The organism is Streptomyces sp. NPDC027672, assembly GCF_055566335.1.
In genome coordinates this window covers 262,202-279,728 of the sequence record NZ_JBVHSO010000011.1, presented here as the reverse complement: position 1 = coordinate 279,728, position 17,527 = coordinate 262,202, and the positions used below count along the sequence as shown (strand labels likewise).

12 protein-coding genes are annotated in these 17,527 nt (G+C 72.5%); 7 read left to right on the top strand and 5 right to left on the bottom strand.

Features of this window, described 5'->3' with window-relative positions; translation table 11 throughout:
• Window positions 1–113 precede the first annotated feature (113 nt).
• The 4 genes from ACZ4SV_RS26560 (at window position 114) to ACZ4SV_RS26545 (ending at window position 5,308) form a co-directional block, all read left to right on the top strand.
• On the top strand, window positions 114–833 hold the full coding sequence (locus ACZ4SV_RS26560) for an HAD family hydrolase (RefSeq protein ID WP_365872187.1): 720 nt from the start codon (window positions 114–116) through the stop codon (window positions 831–833).
• A gap of 14 nt (window positions 834–847) precedes the next feature.
• The gene (locus ACZ4SV_RS26555) at window positions 848–1,603 is read left to right on the top strand and encodes an SDR family NAD(P)-dependent oxidoreductase (RefSeq protein WP_468007035.1); all 756 of its coding nucleotides are present in this window, start codon (window positions 848–850) and stop codon (window positions 1,601–1,603) included.
• A gap of 170 nt (window positions 1,604–1,773) precedes the next feature.
• Window positions 1,774–2,445, top strand: a complete 672-nt coding sequence (locus tag ACZ4SV_RS26550) for a ScbR family autoregulator-binding transcription factor (protein ID WP_365872189.1) — start codon at window positions 1,774–1,776, stop codon at window positions 2,443–2,445.
• A gap of 346 nt (window positions 2,446–2,791) precedes the next feature.
• Window positions 2,792–5,308 (top strand): AfsR/SARP family transcriptional regulator, encoded by a 2,517-nt coding sequence (locus ACZ4SV_RS26545; RefSeq protein WP_468006981.1) that lies wholly within the window; start codon window positions 2,792–2,794, stop codon window positions 5,306–5,308.
• A 200-nt stretch (window positions 5,309–5,508) separates the two neighbouring features.
• Here the strand turns inward: ACZ4SV_RS26545 and ACZ4SV_RS26540 are convergent, their stop codons facing one another.
• The 3 genes from ACZ4SV_RS26540 to ACZ4SV_RS26530 form a co-directional block, all read right to left on the bottom strand.
• Window positions 5,509–7,080, bottom strand: coding sequence for an alpha-L-arabinofuranosidase B (locus ACZ4SV_RS26540; RefSeq protein ID WP_468006979.1), 1,572 nt, complete (start codon window positions 7,078–7,080; stop codon window positions 5,509–5,511).
• Window positions 7,081–7,313: 233 nt separating this feature from the next.
• Complete coding sequence (locus ACZ4SV_RS26535) at window positions 7,314–8,516, bottom strand: type III PLP-dependent enzyme (RefSeq protein WP_468006977.1); 1,203 nt, start codon at window positions 8,514–8,516, stop codon at window positions 7,314–7,316.
• The gene (locus ACZ4SV_RS26530; RefSeq protein WP_397938827.1) at window positions 8,513–9,445 is read right to left on the bottom strand and encodes a DMT family transporter; all 933 of its coding nucleotides are present in this window, start codon (window positions 9,443–9,445) and stop codon (window positions 8,513–8,515) included. The genes ACZ4SV_RS26535 and ACZ4SV_RS26530 overlap by 4 nt, the downstream gene beginning before the upstream one ends.
• A gap of 662 nt (window positions 9,446–10,107) precedes the next feature.
• Here ACZ4SV_RS26530 and ACZ4SV_RS26525 point away from each other — a divergent pair.
• Window positions 10,108–12,027, top strand: coding sequence for an ABC transporter ATP-binding protein (locus ACZ4SV_RS26525; protein WP_468007033.1), 1,920 nt, complete (start codon window positions 10,108–10,110; stop codon window positions 12,025–12,027).
• 208 nt (window positions 12,028–12,235) lie between these two features.
• Window positions 12,236–13,123 (top strand): helix-turn-helix transcriptional regulator, encoded by an 888-nt coding sequence (locus ACZ4SV_RS26520; RefSeq protein WP_468006975.1) that lies wholly within the window; start codon window positions 12,236–12,238, stop codon window positions 13,121–13,123.
• Window positions 13,124–13,166: 43 nt separating this feature from the next.
• On the opposite strand, the gene ACZ4SV_RS26515 is transcribed toward ACZ4SV_RS26520, so the two are convergent.
• Window positions 13,167–14,813, bottom strand: coding sequence for a glycoside hydrolase family 27 protein (locus tag ACZ4SV_RS26515; RefSeq protein ID WP_468006973.1), 1,647 nt, complete (start codon window positions 14,811–14,813; stop codon window positions 13,167–13,169).
• Between the two features lie 330 nt (window positions 14,814–15,143).
• On the opposite strand from ACZ4SV_RS26515, the gene ACZ4SV_RS26510 reads away from it, so the two are divergent.
• Window positions 15,144–16,571: a non-reducing end alpha-L-arabinofuranosidase family hydrolase gene (locus ACZ4SV_RS26510; RefSeq protein ID WP_468006971.1), complete on the top strand. Its 1,428-nt coding sequence runs from the start codon at window positions 15,144–15,146 to the stop codon at window positions 16,569–16,571.
• 199 nt (window positions 16,572–16,770) lie between these two features.
• Here ACZ4SV_RS26510 and ACZ4SV_RS26505 read toward each other — a convergent pair whose 3' ends face one another.
• Window positions 16,771–17,451 carry an esterase/lipase family protein gene (locus ACZ4SV_RS26505; protein ID WP_468006969.1) on the bottom strand — a complete coding sequence of 227 codons (681 nt, stop codon included), beginning with the start codon at window positions 17,449–17,451 and terminating at the stop codon, window positions 16,771–16,773.
• Window positions 17,452–17,527 lie beyond the last annotated feature (76 nt).

Sequence of the window (17,527 nt, the reverse complement as noted above, 5' to 3'; positions counted from 1 at the left end):
CCAAGATCCTTGGACTATCGACGGCGACCGTGTGAGGATCGAGCCGATCGTGAGGTTTACCCGGTCCGTCGTCCGCGCCTCGCGCCGGCGGGCCGCCGGGAGGGAGAGGATCCATGAGCGAGCAGCTCGGCAAGCTCCGCATGGCCGCGCTCAACATCGACGGAGTGCTGCTGAACGACACGTTCAGCCCCGTCATCCACCACTTCGTCACCAGCCGGGGCGGCACCTACTCCGCCGAGCTGGAGCGCCGGATCTTCTCCCAGACGCGGGCGGTCGCGGGCGAGGTGCTCGCCCGGACGTGCGGCATGACGACCACCCCGATGGAGACGATCGCCATCTACCTCCAGGAGCGCGAGCGTTACCTCGCCGACCACCCGGTCCGCATCCTCGACGGCGCGGTGGAGCTGCTGCGCCGGCTGCGCGCCCTGGGACTGCGCACCGTGTGCTACGGCGGGCTCGACGCCTCCCACTTCGAGCGCTATCTGGGGCATTTGGGCGACCTGTTCGACGAGCCCCGGTACGTCTGCACCAACGACATCCGCCCCGGCCTGTACGAGATCGCGGTGGACATCGCCGGACTCGCCTGCGACGAGGTGCTGTTCATCGACGACGTGGCCCGCGTCGCCGAGACGGCCCGGGAGCTGGGCGCCCCGTTCATCGGCCACCCCAGCGACTTCGCGCACGGCTATCAGCGGCAGCTCATGGCGGAGGCCGGCGCACGCCATGTCGTCGGCTCCCTCGGCGAGATCGACGACCGGCTGCTGCGGACGATCGACGCCGAGGCGCGGACCGGCACGCTGTGGCAGAGCGTGCCCGGAAGGGATGTGGCGTGACGCGGGAGCCGGGGATGCTGGCCGGCAAGGCCATGCTGGTGACCGGGGCGAGCAGCGGCATCGGAGCGGCGGCGGCCCGGGTGGCGGCGCGACAGGGCGCCGTACTGGTGCTGATGGCCCGGCGGCTGCCGCGACTGGAGGAGCTGGCGGCCGAGTTGCGCGGCCAGGGCGCCGAAGTCGCCTGCGCCGCCGGCGACGTCACCGTCGCCGAGGACGTCGAGCGGGCGGTGCGGCTGGCCGTCGACCGGTACGGCAGACTCGACGCCGCGTTCAACAACGCCGGTGTCACCACCCGGCCGGCCCTGCTGCACGAGACGGACGACGCCGACTACGACACGGTGCTCGACGTGAACGCCCGTGGCGTCTGGCTCTGCATGAAGCACGAGATCCGGGCCATGCTCGCGAGCGGCACGGGCGGCGCGATCGTCAACAACAGCAGCATCGCCGGGGTCCGCGCCACGTCGGCGGGCGCGCCGTACGTGGCCGCCAAGCATGCCGTGCTCGGTCTGACCAAGTCGGCCGCGGCGCAGTACGCGCCGCACGGCATCCGGGTGAACGCGCTCGCCACCGGACTGACCCGGTCGGAGATGTCGGAAGGCGTCTTCGCCCGTGACCCGGCGGCGGAGGAACGGATGCGCCGGCGCAACCCGCAGGGCAGGGTGGCCGACCCGGAGGAGGTGGCGCAGGCCGCCGCGTGGCTGTGCAGCGACCAGGCCAGCTTCGTCACGGGTGCCACCATGGCGGTGGACGGGGGTGCCGGGGCCTGGTGAGCCCGGGCGTCCGGGCCGGTGGCAGCCGGCTCGGACGGCGCCCGGTCCGGCGGATTGGGTAAAGTACCAGACATCTGGTTTCTTTTGTCTCCCGGGGTGCTCGCGCTCCGGGATCAGACATCCGCGTCAGCTCAGAGGGGGTGGCGTGGCGCGGACGAGAGGACGAACACATGGCACGGCAGTTGCGCGCGATCCGAACCCGTGGCGCGATCCTGGACGCGGCGGCGGAGGTCTTCGCGCAGCACGGCTACCACGGTGCCAGCATCGCGCAGATCCTCGAGAAGGCCCAGGTCACCCGGGGCGCCCTGTACTTCCACTTCTCCTCCAAGGAGCAGTTGGTCCAGGGCATCTTCGAGCAGCAGGTGACGGAGCAGGGTTATCCGCCGCGGACGTACAAGCTCCAGGAGCTGGTCGACGAGGCGATGGCGCTGGCCTGCCGGCTGCCGGAGGAGATGATGCTGCGGGCCGGCGCCAAGCTGGCCATGGAGCCGCAGCTCCAGGAACTGACGGACGGCGGTCCCTGGGAGGCGTGGGCCCTGCGGTTCGCCTCCATGGTGGACGCCGCCAAGCAGCACGGCGAGGTCTACCCGCACGTGCAGCCCGAGGACCTGGGCCGCTTCCTGGTCAGCGCCTGGATCGGCGCGCAGGTGGTGTCGGAGGTGACGTCCGGGTGGCAGGACCTGGAGCAGCGCATCTCGTCCATCTTCGCCTACACGCTGCCCAGCGTCGCGATGCCGGCGGTCTTCGCGCAGCTCGACTTCGGGCCGGACCGCGGGAGCCGGGTGCTGGAGGAGATGGAGACGGCCCGCCGCGCGACGCTGGTGGCGGAATCGGCGAGCTGAGCCCGCTCGCGCGCCACGGCACGCCCCGGTCTCGCCGATCAGGCGGACCAATACCCCGTAACGGGATGGATATCAAGTCCCGTCAGGCGGTCCGGCAGGCGATCGCGCCGCTGTGGCCGAAGAGTGTCGGTCGTCACATCTGTGAAGCGATCGGTAAAGACGCAGGTCAAAAGGGCAGGTAGGCGTCGTGTCCAGGACTTCGCGGCCGGTTGTTTAACTGTGAACATTAGCTTGTAAACCGGACCTCCGGTTTGTACGGTGACCGGAGGCTTGCGCTTCTGCGCGCCCGTCAGTGGAGATCCATCTGATGCGGGGGGTTGTCATGTGGTTCCGGATGCTTGGTCCCTTGGAGGTCGTCTCGGACGGCCGTGTCATCGACCTGGGAGGCAGCAAGCAGCGCGCGACGCTCGGGTTCCTGCTGTTGCGGCCCGGTGAAGTCGTACCCGTCAGCGGGCTGCTGTCTGCGCTGTGGAGCGCGGGGGAGACCCCGGCGACGGCGCGCAAGATCCTCCAGAACGCCGTCTGGGGCCTGCGCGGAAAGCTGTCGTCCGACGACGGCATGCGGGCCGGCGTGACCCTGCGCACCCAGTCCCCCGGCTACCTCCTGGCAGTCGACCCGGAACACATCGATCTGCACCGGTTCCGCCGGCTGGCGGACGAGGGCCGGGCCCTGCTCGCCGCGGGCCGGCGCGAGGAAGCGGCCCGGCGGCTGCGCGAGGGCCTCCGGCTGTGGCGCGGCGCCGCCCTCGCCGACCTGGTCGAACTCGGCTTTGAATGGCCCGAGTTGACGGCCCTCCAGCGCGCCCGGCTGGAGGTGCTGGAGGACTACTTCGAGGCCGAACTGGAGTGCGGCCGGCACTCGGCGGTGCTCGCCGAGATCGAGGCCGTCGTCGAGAGCGAGCCGCTGCGCGAACGCGCCTGCGGCCAGCTGATGCGCGCCATGTACCGCTGCGGCCGGCAGGCCGACGCACTCGGTGTCTACCAGCGGCTGCGCGCGTCGCTGGTGGAGCGGCTCGGCCTGGAACCGGGCCCCGACCTCCAGTCGCTCCAGCGGGCCGTCCTCACCCACGACCCGGCGCTCGGTCTCACCCCGTCCGCCCCGCCCGTCGCACTGACCGCGCGGCCGGCGACGGCCCCACGGCAGACGGCGGCGGTACGGCAGACCCCGGCGACCGCACCGCAGAGGCCGGCCGCACCACTGATCCCGGCGACCGCGCCGCGGACACCGGCCGAACGGCAGGCCCCGGCGACGGCACGGCAGGCTCCGGCGACCGAACGGCGGGCGCCGGCCGCGCCGCAGGCGACGGTGATGTCCGCCGATCGTCATGAAGCGGCCATTCCGGCCCCCGAAACCGACCGGTCGTCCACCCCGAACCACGGAACCGAGCGGTGGTCGAACCCGGGTTCCAACGCCGCCCGCGTCCCCGCCCGGCGCCCCGCGCACCAGCCCGCGACGCCCCCGGCCCGGCGGCCCGCGCAGCCTACGGCGCACCGGCCCGCGCAGCCGTCGACGAGGCGGCCCGGCCGACAGGAGGTCAGCGCGCTGCTGGTGCGGGTCGGCGTCGCGGTGCGCCCGGGACGGCCCGACGACACGGACGCCGTGTTCGACCGGATCAGCGGCAGCGTCCGGCGGGAGATCGAGGGCCGGGGCGGGACCGTCGTCGCCACACTGGGCACCGACACCCTCGGCGTCTTCCCCGCCCGGCCGGACGGGGAAGACCACGCCCGGCGTGCCGTGGCCGCCGCCACCGCCCTGCGGGCCGCCCGCGCGCGGGAGGGCGCCGGCGCGGAGGTGACGGTCAAGGCCGCGATCGTGACCGGCGAGGCGCTGTCGCGGCACCGTGCCGAGGACGGCGCCGACGCCTCCCCGGTGCCCGGCGGCGCGCTGCTCCAGGCGGCCCAGGCGATGCTGCCGCTCGTGCCGGACGGCCGGATCGAGGTCTGCGCGGCGACCCGGGAGGCGACCGGACCCGCCTGCTCCTACCGCCCGGCCCCCGGCGACCCGGCCCGCTGGCAACTGCGGCACACCGCCGCGGACACCGACCCGGCCGGCCGCGTCCGCCCCGGCGCGAAGAACGCGTACGAAGGCGAACTGGAACTGCTGGCCACCCTGTTGGAGCACACCACGCGCTGGCACCGGCAGCACCGGGTGTTCGTGCTCGGCAGGTCGGATGCGGCGCGGGCGCGTCTCCTCGCGGAGTTCGCCCGGATCGCCGGGCAGCGCCCGCACGACTGCCTGGTGCTGCGCTGGCCCGGACCGGGCACCGAGGGCGACGGCCGGTTCGCACCGCACCGGGCGATCGTCGCCGCGTACTGCGGTGTGACGGCGCAGGACACGCCCGCCGTGGCCCGCGGCCGGCTGGAGACGGCCCTGCACCGGATGACCGGGGACCAGGACCGGGCCGACCGGATCGCCGGCCGGCTCGGAGCCCTGCTCGACCCGGCCGCACGGGCGGCGGACGAGAGCGGTGAAGGACCGGCGGGCTGGCGGGAGTTCATCGAGACGGCGAGCGGGTACCGTCCGCTCGTCCTGGTCACCGACCGGCTCCACCAGGCCGACGACGCCGTCTGCGACTTCCTCCAGTCGCCGGCCGGCCTGGCCCGCGGGCTGCCCGTCCTGGTGGTCGCCGGCGCCGAACCGGCCCTGCTGAGCCGGCACCCCGGCCTCGCCGTCGACCGGCACGGCACCACCGTGATCCGCATGGACACCCGGCCGGACCCGGTGGCCGGCCGGATCCTCGACGGCACCGGGCTGCTGCGCCTGCCGGCGCTCACCGGCGTCGCCGTCCCCGTCCCGGAGGGATCCGCCGGCGGGGCGGGCGCGGCCGCACCGGCCCCGGTGCGCCGCCGCGACGTCGCCTGACCGGCCGCGTTCCGGAGACCGTCCGGCACGGCGGGCGTCGTACCGGCCGCCTGCGCCGGGGGAGCGCCGCGGGAGTGCCGGGGGCGTGTCGGGAGAGAGGGCGTGACCGGCCGGCGCCCGGATACCGCGGCGCCGTGCCATGACCGCGCGGGTCACGGCACGGCGGCCGGTGGAGGTCCGGCTCGGTGGCCCGGCGGGCGTCAGGCCCAGGGGGAGGAGACGACCCAGCTCGTGTCGTCGGACCAGGCGGTGGCGTTGTCCCACTCGGCGGAGCCGCCGTCGCTCGCGACGTAGGCGGCGTGGTTGTAGTGGCGCACGAAGTCAGCGGGATAGTTGGCGGAGCGGAGCGAGACGCCCTGCCCGTTGTGGCCGGCCTGGGGGCAGAAGGTGGCGTCCAGCCTGGCCAGGTCGCTGCTGGCGGGGGTGTCGACGCGCAGCCGGAAGTCGTAGTGGCGCAGGTACTGGCCCGGTTTGTCGGCGGACTCGAAGGAGACGCAGGAGGCGTCGCCCAGGCCCGTGCGGACGATCCAGGTGGCCGCGGCCTTGTCGGCGGCCGGACTGGAGGAGGAGACCGCCCCGATGACGGCGTTGTTGTCGGCGCTGTTGTGCCGGAGGTACTCGGTGGTGCAGCAGGGGGTGGTGGCCCGCAGTGAGACCCTGGAGCCCACGGCCGGTCCGCCCGCCAGGGGCGCCGTGGTGTACCCGGCCGCGTTGACGTTCGCCTGTACGGCGTTCTCGGTCGCGTCCGAGGGGTAGCCGGACGTCATCGCGCCCTCGTAGAAGGTGCCGGCGGAGCTGTTGCTGTTGTCGCCGCCGATGCCGAGGATGATGGCGCCCTCCTTCTTCATCGGGTGGTAGCCCGTGGCGTTGGGCCGCGCCCCGTTGTAGAAGGTGGACAGCCCGCCGGACTGGGCGTTGCCGGCCCGGATCGACCAGTGGTTCGACTCGCCCTTGACGACGGCGGTGAGGAACCGGTGGCTGACGCTGGGGTTGCCCGCGTTGTAGCCGCGGTTGACTCCGGAGAACAGCCCGTTCTCCAGGTCGGCCATGACCCAGGGGCCGTTGCCGGTGCCGTAGCCCCAGGCCTTGCTGTTGCCGAAGTAGATGGTCTCCATGGTGCCGTTGCCGTTGTCCCGGCTGTTGGTCTCGGCGTTGCCGTAGTCGAAGCAGCAGCCGCCGTTGTAGTGGCTGCCGTCGAGGATGGCGTACATGCCTTCCGGCTGGTCCCCGGTGGCGATGCCGTTGGTGGTGTTGTCGCGGTATCCGGTGCCGGGTGCGACGAAGATGCCGTACGCCTTGTGGCCGCCCACGGTGACCGGTGCGGCGGAGGCCTCGGCGAGGTTGTCGTATCCGCCCGCGGCCGGGCCCTGGAACCCTCCGGGCGGTGCCTGGGTGAGGTGGTTGCCGCGGCCGGACTGGTCGTAGACGACGGTGATGAGGCAGCTCGTGCCCGCGCAGAAGGAGTCCTGCGCGGCGGCGTCGGCGTAGCCGCCCGCGCCGAGCGCGCCGATGTCCCGGGTGGCGCCGTCCGAGGCGCGTTTGACCTGGTAGAGGCGGCCGCTGTAGGCGGAGTACAGGGCGCGGGTGGTGCTGTGCGCGGCCACGCAGGGCGTGCCGCCGGCGGCGTACAGGTCGCAGGGCAGCGAGCCGGCGGCCGCGGTGGCGCCGCCGGCGGCGGCCCGGCCGCCGAGCAGGGCCGTGGCCATGGTCAGTACGAGGGCCAGCAGAAGCAGGGGCCTGGCCCGCCGTGGGCGGGCCGATGTCACGGACATGGGGGGTCTCCGGTCTCCTGGGAAGGTCGGCTAGGTCATGCGCATGACAATCACGAGGTGCGATCGGTTCGTTATTTCGAACAATGGTCGCAGTCACGGACAGGGATTGATAATAGGAAGCACCTGGAGGGTGTCAACACATCGCGCAGGATCGTCGTGGAGCCGCGCCGCCGCGCGCAGGCCGGCACCCGGCGCGGCGGCGTCCGGCTACGCCCGGGTGCCGGTCCCGGTGTTCACGCGTCCGTCCCGTCGGCGTCGCTGCCGACCTCCCCGGAGAAGCAGTAGGCGGGCAGCGGGGGGAAGCCGTTGAAGCCCACGGAGGAGTACGGCACGGTGTAGGCGCCCGCGGCGAGGAAGTCGACGTGGTCGCCGGGGCGCAGATCGAGCGGCAGGTCGGCAGGCGTGTTCTCGTAGAGCACGTCCGCGCTGTCGCAGGTGGGCCCGGCCAGGACGGCGGGCGCGGTGCCGGGGGCGACCGGGGCGCCGTCCCGGGTCACGGTCAGCGGGAAGCGGATGGCCTCGCCCTCGGTCTCGGCGAGTCCGCCGAAGCGGCCGGCGTCGACATAGGCCCAGCGCCTGCGCACCGGCTCGGTGCGCTCGGTGACGAGGACGACCTCCGAGCGGACCAGACCCGCGTCCGCGGGCAGGTACCGGCCCGGTTCGATGACCGTGCGCGGCGGGCTCGGGAAATGGTGGCCGATCGCGTCCGTGATCGCCTTGCCGTACGTCTCCAGGGCCGGCACGGCGGCGTCGTAGCCGGCGGGCAGCCCGCCGCCGAGATTGAGCAGCCCCAACTCGATCCCGTCCTCGGCGAGTCCGGCGAAGAGCCGGGCCGCGTGGCCGATCCCCTCGTCCCAGCTCGCCGGGTTGCGCTGCTGCGATCCCACGTGGAACGTGCAGCCGTAGGGGTTCAGGCCCAGGTCGCGGGCGCGGCGCAGCAGGACGCGGGCGTCGTCGGCGGAGCAGCCGAACTTGCGGCTGATCGGCCACTGCGCACCGGTGGTGACCACGGTGACCCGGCACATCACGTCGGCCCCCGGCGCGGCGGCGGCCAGCTTCTCCAGCTCCTCGGCGGAGTCGAAGGCGAACAGGGGTACCCCGAGCCGGTGCGCGTAGGCGATGTCGGCCCGCTTCTTGACGGTGTTGCCGTAACTGATCCGCTCGGGAGTCGCCCCGGCCGCCAGGCAGCGGTCTATCTCGCCGGGACTGGCCACGTCGAACCCGCAGCCCGCGTCGGCCAGCAGGCGCAGCAGCTCCGGTTCGGCGTTGGCCTTCACCGCGTAGTACACCTCGGCGTCCGGGAGGGCCGCGCGCAGCCGCCGCAGCTGTTCGGCCACGGCGTCGAGGTCGAGCAGGAGGCAGGGGGTGGGCAGCGCGTGGCGGCGGAAATACGCGTCATGCCGGGCGTAGGCGGGTTCGGGATACCGTCCGGTCATCTGTATGTCTCCTCGGGATCAGGGAGCGCCGCGGCGCCGGGCGGGGATTTCGTGGTGGCCGCGTCGTCCGATGCGTAGGGGAAGAGAGCTATTCCGGCGACGATGAGCGCGCCGCCGGTCAATTTGAGGACAGAGAGGTCCTCGCCGAGCCAGAGAACGGCGACCGCGACTCCGAAGAGCGGGATCAGATTGAGCGCCATTCCGGCGACACCGACCGGTACCTGGGGAATGGCGTAGTTGTAGGCGAGATAGGCGAGGGCGAAACCGACCAGGCCGATGGCCGCCGCCGCCCCGACATGGGACAGTTCCGCCGCGCCGGGAATCGGTTCCGCACCGGTGCCCCAGACCACGGCGATGACGGGAATGCCGAAGAGGAATCCGAACCCGAATTGGTAGGCCGTGAGTTCCAGCGCGGAGGCGCCGGCCGCCAGGCGGCTGACCACGATGACGGAGGCGGAGGCGCCCAGGGAGCCGAGCAGGACCAGGCCGTTGCCGATGCCGACGTCCACGCTGAAGTGCGCCCCGGTGAGCAGCGCGGCGCCGACCGTCCCGACCAGGACGCCCGCGACGCTGCGCCGGCTGACCGCCTCCTTGATGAACACCACGCCCATGACCAGCACCATCGCGGACTGCAGTCCGTCGAGCAGCGCCGCGTCGGCCGCGCCCGTGCGCTGGAGTCCGAGATCGAGCGCGCCGTAGGCGACGACGGGTTCCAGCAGGCCGAGGAAGGCGAAGTGGCGCAAGGGGACGGTGCGGCGCGGGCGTACCCACAGCATCGCCGCCCAGAGCACGGCGGCCGCCACACCGACCTCGATGAAGAAGGTGGTGAACGCGCCTATTCCGTCGACGGCGTATTTGGCGACGGCGGTGGCGACACCCCAGCTGCCGGCTGCGACTATCAGTGCGCCGTACGGTCGCAGACGATTCACTCCGGCTCCCAGGGCGGCTGCGCGAATGGATGGCGGACTTCCGCCGGCAGCATTCCGGCACGGGAATCCCGCCGACGGTCCAGGCATGTCCTTGCGAGGGGCACGGTTACCCCGTTGGTCGCGGCGAGGCGAGGTGGTGGTCGGCCTCGCCGAGTCGGTCATATGGTCATCATGGCGACGAGCCAAGTGTCAACAGATTCCGGCCAATTGAAGTGATCTCGCGGACGGATGAGCCGGAACTCGCTGTCGCCGCTGCGGATTTCGTCGCGCCGCCGATCCGGGTGCCGGGCCCGCGAGGAAGGCGGCCGGTGGTTGCCGCCCCGGCGCCGGACACGGAATCCGTGGCGGGGCGCCCGGACCGGGAACGCGGGTCGGCGGACCCGGCCGCACGGCGCACGGTCGAGGAACCGCCGGGCCCGGTCGTCCGGCACGCGGCCGCGGACCGGTGGACCCGGTCGCCCGGTGCACGGCCGGGGATCGGCGGACCAGGCCGCCCGGCGCACGGCCGTAGAGAAGGGCCCCCGGGCGGCCCCGTACCGGCCGGAGGAGGACGACGGTCGTGTACGCCGAACGTGTCCGCTTCTCGCCGGTCCGCGGTAAATGCCTGGACCGGGTGACGCCGTGGACGGGAGACTTCCGACTTCCGAACCTCCGGGAGCATGATGGGGACGACAGACACACGAGAGTCGGCACCGGGCAGGAGCGCGGTCCTGCTGGCACTGCGCCACTACGGCGGGGAACTGCTGCGGCTGCGCAAGCCGGCCCTGCCCGCGCTGCTCTTGCCGGCCGTGGGCAACATCGGCATCCGCTACATCGCCCCGCTGCTGATCGCCAAACTGGCCGGACAGGCCGCCGGCGACCACGGTCTCACGCTCGCCTCGGCGCTGCCGTACGTGCTGGGTTTCGGCGGGACGCTGCTGCTCGCCGAGGCCGTGTGGCGGGTCGGGCAGCACTGCCTGAACCGCCTGGGCGCCTTCGGCATGGAACACCTCTACGTGAGCGGCATGGACGCGCTCCTGGCCAGGGACGCGGCGTTCTTCCACGACAACTTCGCCGGCTCCCTGACCAAACGCGTGCTCAGCTACGGCAAGCGCTTCGAGGACTTCGTCGACACGGTGACGTACCGGATCGTGGGCAGTCTCGTCCCGCTGGCGTTCGGTGCCGTGGTGCTGTGGAGCTACGAACCGATGCTCGTCGCCGGCCTCTTCGTGATGATCGCGCTGACCGTGGCGGCCGTGACGCCTCTGGTCCGGCGACGGCAGCGGCTCGTCAACGCCCGGGAGGCGGCGGTCGCCCGGGTCTCCGGTCATGTCGCCGACAGCCTCACGAACATGGAGACCATCCGGGCGTTCGCGGCGGAGCGGCGGGAGGCCGGCGAACACCGCAGCCGGGTCGCGGAGTCCCGCCGCCTGACGCTGCGGTCGTGGGACTACGGCAATCTGCGCGTCGACGCCCTGGTCGCCCCGATGTCCGTGCTGACCAGCGTGCTCGGCCTGGTGGTCGCCGTCGCCTTCGGCGGTCCGGGCCAGGGGGTCGAGGAGATCGTCGTCAGCTTCACGTACTACTCGAACGCCACCCAGATCATGTTCGAGTTCAACCAGATCTACCGGCGGCTGGAAAGCTCGATGACCGAGGCCGCCCAGTTCACGGAGCTGCTGCTGGACCCGCCCACCGTCCTCGATCCGGCGGTACCCGAACCGCTCGCGCCGCGGGACACGGGCATCCGCTTCGAGGCGGTGACCTTCGCCCACGCGGGTGCGAAGCCGATCTTCCGGGGACTCGACCTGGACGTGCCCGCGGGTGCGCGGATCGGCCTGGTCGGCAGGTCCGGCGGCGGCAAGACCACGCTCACCCGGCTCCTGCTGCGGATGTCGGACATCGACGCCGGGCGCATCCTGATCGGCGGCCAGGACATCAGCCGGCTGCGCCAGGCCGACCTGCGCTCACTGCTCGCCTACGTCCCGCAGGACCCCGCCATGTTCCACCGCAGCCTGCGGGACAACATCGCCTTCGCCCGGCCCGGCGCCACCGACGAGGAGATCCACGCGGCGGCCGCGGCGGCGCACGTCACGGAGTTCGCCGGGCGGCTCCCCGACGGCTTCGCCACCCTGGTGGGGGAGCGGGGCGTCAAGCTCTCGGGCGGCCAGCGCCAGCGCGTCGCCCTCGCCCGGGCCATCCTGCGCGACGCCCCCATTCTGCTGCTCGACGAGGCGACCAGCGCGCTGGACTCGGAGAGCGAACTCCTCGTCCAGGACGCCCTGTGGCGGCTGATGGACGGGCGTACGGCCCTCGTGGTCGCCCACCGTCTGAGCACCGTCGCCGGCATGGACCGTCTCGTCGTCCTCGACCGCGGCAGCGTCGTCGAGCAGGGCACCCACGGGGAGCTGATCGCGGCGGACGGCGCCTACGCCCGGCTGTGGCGGCACCAGTCGGGCGGCTTCCTCGGCGAGAGCGCCGAGCCGGCCTCCGGACGCCCGGTCCCGCGCACCGGTCCCGGCGGGCTGCCCGACCCGGCCGGTCCGGCAGCGGACGGCGACCGGGGCACGCCGTCGCCCGCCCGCACGGGCACCGGGACCACGTGACCGGGCCGGCTGCCGGACCCTCTCGCCCACGGGCGGCGGCACGCCGGTACGACCCGTCACCTGCGGCACGCCGGTACGTCCGTCACCTGCGGCACACCGCGCAGCCGAAGCGGTCCTGCCCGTCGTCCCGCGCGGGCGGCGGGGCACCGTCGAGGGGTGTACCGGCAGTACATCCCTCCGGCCGCGTGGGCGACGTACCGTCGAAGGCGTGGACAACCAAGCAGAGGTCCGCGAGTTCCTCACCTCGCGGCGAGCCAAGATCACCCCCGAGCAGGCGGGCCTGCCCTCCGGCAGCCGCCGGCGCGTCCCCGGCCTGCGCAGGAGCGAGGTCGCCGCGCTCGCCGACATGAGCGTGGAGTACTACGCCAAGCTGGAGCGCGGCAACCTCGCCGGCGTCTCCCCGGCCGTCCTGGAAGCGGTCGCCCGCGCCCTGCGGCTCGACGACGCCGAGCGGGCCCACCTCCTCCACCTGGCCCGGGCGGCCGACGGCTCCGACGCCCTCACCCGCCCCCGGCGGCGCACCACCCGGCAGTGGACCCCGCACCGCAGCCTCCAGTGGACCCTGGACGCCGTCACCGCAGGCCCGGCCTTCGTCCGCAACGGCCGCATGGACCTGCTCGCCGTCAACCAGCTCGCCCGCGCCTTCTACGCCGACGTGTACGCCACCCCCGCCAACCAGGCGAACCTCGCCCGCTTCCACTTCCTGGACCCCGCCGCCCGCCGTTTCTACCCCGACTGGGAGCAGGCCGCCGACATCACCGTGGCCATCCTGCGCACCGAGGCCGGCCGCAACCCCCACGACAAGGACCTGCACGACCTCGTCGGCGAGCTGTCCACCCGCAGCGACGCGTTCCGCACCCGCTGGGGCGCCCACAACGTCCGCCACCACGGCACCGGCACCAAACGCTTCCACCACCAGACGGTCGGCGACCTCACCCTTTCCTACGAGGGCCTGGAGATGGCCGCCGAACCCGGCCTCACCCTCACCGTCTACACCGCCGAGCCGGGCTCCCCCTCCGAAGAGGGCCTGCGCCTCCTCGCCTCCTGGGGGGCCACCCAGGAGGCGAGGACGGCCACGGGACAGGCGGCCCGCTGACGCAGCCGGCCCGGCGGACCGGGAAGCCCGCGTCAGGCCCGCGTCAGGCCCGGCTCCACTTCTGGCTCGCCCGGCCGTCGCAGGCCCACAGCACCAGCGGGGTCCCGTCGGCGGTCGCCGCGCCCTTGGTGTCGAGGCACAGCCCGGAGTGGACGTTGCGGACGGACCCGTCGGAGCCGACGGTCCACTTCTGGTTGTCCTGGCCGTTGCAGGGCCAGGTGACGACCCGGGTGCCGTTGGCGGTGCCCTGGTCGTAGGCGTCCAGGCACTTGTCGCCGTAGACGCGGATCTCGCCGCCCGCCCATGTGGTCCACAGCTGGTTGGCGGCCGTGTGGCAGTCCCAGAGCAGTACGGTGGCGCCGGCGGCGGTGGAGGCGTTGTCCACGTCCGCGCAGCGGCCGGACGCGCCGCCCCGCAGCCGCGAGGTGGAGGCGGCCGCAGGGGTGCCACCGGTCACCCGGAACACGGCCACGCCGTGGGCGGGAACGCTCGCCGAGATCTGCCCGGACGTGCTCGACGTGCCGCCGGTCCACAGGTCGGTGAGATTGAACGGCCCGCCCGACAGGCCGACTTGGGCGGCCGTCGTGGTGACCGTCGCCGTGGCGTCGCCCCGGTTGAACAGGCCCACCGCGACCGAGCCGTCCGACAGCGGCTTGGCGAACACTTCGGTGGCGCCGTCGTCGCGCACCCGGCGTCCGCCCGCGCCCAGCGCGTCCTGGTCCACCGCCAGCAGCCGCGGGTTGCGCAGGATCGCACTCACGTCGGCGGACATGGTGCGGATGTCGTTGCCGGCCATGAGCGGGGCGCCCAGCAGGGCCCACAGGGCGAAGTGCGAGCGGGATTCGGTGAGCGTCAGGCCGGGGCGGCCGACGACCAGCATGTCGGGGTCGTTCCAGTGTCCCGGGCCGGACTGCGCCGCGAGCGGCGCGGTGACGTCCAGGACGTTGCCGACGCCCATCGGATAGCTGTTGGTGTTGCCGTTCTGCCAGATGTCCAGCAGGTCCTCGGTCGTCCGCCAGAGGTCGGCCACCTCGCCCCAGTTGTAGGCGGCACCGGTGATGGCGTGCAGGCTGTTGGGGTTGATGCTGTAGACGATCGGCCGCCCGGTGGCGCGCAGCGCGTCGCGCATCAGCGTGAACCGCGCGACCTGCTCGTCACGGGTACCGCTGGAGGAACACCAGTCGTACTTGAGGTAGTCGACGCCCCACGAGGCGAACGCCGCGGCGTCCTGGGCCTCGTGCCCCTTGCTGCCCGTGGAGCCCGGGTAGCCGCCGGTGGCCTGTGCGCAGGTGCGCTCGCCCGGCACCTCGTAGATGCCGAACTTGAGGCCCTTGCCGTGGATGTAGTCCCCGAGCGCCTTCATCCCGCTCGGGAACTTGGTGGGGTTCGCCCGGAGGTTGCCCTGCGCGTCGCGCTGCGGGTCGAACCAGCAGTCGTCGACCACCACGTACCGGTAGCCGGCGTCGCGCATGCCCGAGGACACCATCGCGTCGGCGGCCTGGCGCACCTGGGTCTCGGTGACCCCGCACCCGAAGCTGTTCCAGCTGTTCCACCCGAGCGGCGGGGTGAGTGCCGGACTGCCCGGCGCGGCCGAGGCGGTGGAGTGGGAGGAGGCCGTCATGGACGCGGTGACCGCCAGCACGGCGGTCGCGAGGAGACGGAGCAGTCGTCCGCCGGATCGTCTGGGCACCAAGGGCTCCTTTACCCGGGGGAATCACTGGAAGAAGGGTCCGAAATTTCGGACGCCATTCGGAAAGTCGGTGTGGTGCCACGGATACTAGAGAGGCGACGGGTCCTGTCAACACCCCGCGATGCGATGGCTTCGTGTGGTGTCTGAGCCCCGGCGCCGACCTGCGGGAATCTGCCGAATGTTTCGGTGACGTTGGCGAAGCATGCGAGAAGTATTGACGCCGTTCAACGGTTCCCTACCATCGAACCTGCTCGTCACCCCGACCAATGTTCGAGATGACGAACGTCTCAGCCGCACCACGACCGCTCACTCCAGGATGACGAGGTCCCCATGCGCAGACGAAGTTTCCGTCGCGGACACCTGTCCACGATGCTCGCCGCGGCGGTCGCGGCCCTGGTCGCGTTGGCGGCGATGCTCGTCGCCGGCCCGGCCCAGGCGGCCACCGCCGGCGCCTTGCGCGGTGCCGGCTCCGGCCGGTGTCTCGACGCGGCGAACTCCAGTCAGACCGACGGCACGGCCCTGCAGATCTGGGACTGCTCGGGCGGGACCAACCAGCAGTGGACGCTGACGGACGCCAACCAGCTCACCGTGTACGGCAACAAGTGCCTCGACGTGCCCGGCCACGCCACCACGGCCGGCACCCGGGTGCAGATCTGGACCTGTAGCGGCGCTGCGAACCAGCAGTGGCGGGTGAACTCCGACGGCACGATCGTCGGCGTGGAGTCCGGACTCTGCCTGGACGTCACGGGCTCCGGTACGGCCAACGGCACGGCGGTGGAGATCTGGACGTGCAACGGCGGCAGCAACCAGAAGTGGTCCGGCCTGTCCGGGACCACCCCGCCCACGGGTGACACGTGCGCCCTTCCGTCCACGTACCGCTGGTCGTCGACGGGCGCGCTGGCGCAGCCGGCGAACGGGTGGGCCGCGCTGAAGGACTTCACCAGCGTGGTCTACAACGGCAAGCACCTGGTCTACGGGTCGAACGTGTCCGGCTCGTCGTACGGCTCGATGGCCTTCGCGCCCTTCACGAACTGGTCCGACATGGCGTCGGCGGGACAGACCGGGATGAGCCAGGCGGCGGTGGCGCCCACGCTGTTCTACTTCGCGCCCAAGAACATCTGGGTGCTGGCGTACCAGTGGGGCCAGTGGCCCTTCATCTACCGCACGTCGAGCGACCCCACCAACCCCAACGGCTGGTCCGCGCCGCAGCCGCTGTTCACCGGCAGCATCTCCGGTTCCGGCACCGGCCCGATCGACCAGACCCTGATCGCCGACGGCCAGAACATGTACCTGTTCTTCGCCGGTGACAACGGCAAGATCTACCGCGCGAGCATGCCGATCGGGAACTTCCCGGGCAACTTCGGCTCGTCGTACACGACGGTCATGAGCGACACGACGAACAACCTGTTCGAGGCGGTGCAGGTCTACAAGGTCAAGGGCCAGAACCAGTACCTCATGATCGTGGAGGCGATGGGGGCCAACGGGCGCTACTTCCGCTCCTTCACGGCCTCCAGCCTGAGCGGTTCGTGGACCCCGCAGGCCGCCAGCGAGAGCAGCCCCTTCGCGGGCAAGGCCAACAGCGGTGCCTCCTGGACCAACGACATCAGCCACGGTGACCTGGTCCGCACCAACCCCGACCAGACCATGACCATCGACCCCTGCAACCTGCAGTTCCTCTACCAGGGCAAGTCCCCCAGCGCGAGCGGCCCCTACGACCAGCTCCCGTGGCGGCCGGGCGTGCTCACCCTGCAGCGCTGACCCGTCCGCCGGGAACCTCCCCGTGAGCGGCCCCCGTTCCGGGCCGCTCCGTGCGGAGGACGGCAGCTCCCGACACGACGGAACCCCGGCCGGGGAACATCCCCGGCCGGGGTTCCGTCGTGTCAGGAGTCGCCCGCCGTACCCGGGGCGCCCGGTCCGCCCTGCGCGGTCCCGGGCCCGGGAGGCGGCCACGGGTGGCTCAGCCGCTGACGAAGCGCTCGACGGCCTGGAGGGTGGGTACGTCGGCCAGGAAGCCGAGGTGGGTCTGGCACGGGACCAGGTGGTTGGCGGCACCGGCGAGCGGCGTGCTGGTGTAGGGGAGGATGACGCCGTCGCACGGCGAGTACCAGGTGGCGTACTGGGTGTCCCCCGGGGTCTCGTCGCCCGCGTTGAGCGTGGCCAGGAAGGCGGAGCCGGGGAACATCTCGACGCAGGACAGGTTCACCAGACAGGCGCCGGCCGCGGTGGTGCCGTGGTTGGCGCCCGCGATGGAGGCCAGGTGGCGTACGTAGGGCTGGCCACCGAGTTTCTTGATGTACCAGTCGCTCACTATCCCGCCCATGGAGTGGTTCACGATGTCGACCTGCCGGGCGCCGGTGGTGGCCAGCACCCCCCGTACGTACGCGGCCAGGCCGGCGGCGCTGACGGCGTTGGACTGCGACCAGTTGTAGTCGTAGGTGAACAGATCGCCGCTGGAGTAGCCGTCGGCCCTGAACACGCCTTCCGCGGTGACCCAGTTGGTGGCGTTGCCGGTGAAGCCGTGGACGAAGACCACGGGGGTGCGGCCGCCGGCCGCGGCCCCGGCGGTCCCCGACATGCCGAACGCGGCAAGCGCCACGGCCGCGAGTACGGCGAGCAGGATGCTGTGCAGACGTCGCACGGGTGACTCCCTTCTCCGTGTCCCCGGACGAGGGGGACGAACGGGAAGGAGTGTGCGCGGGCCCGGCCGGGCGCGG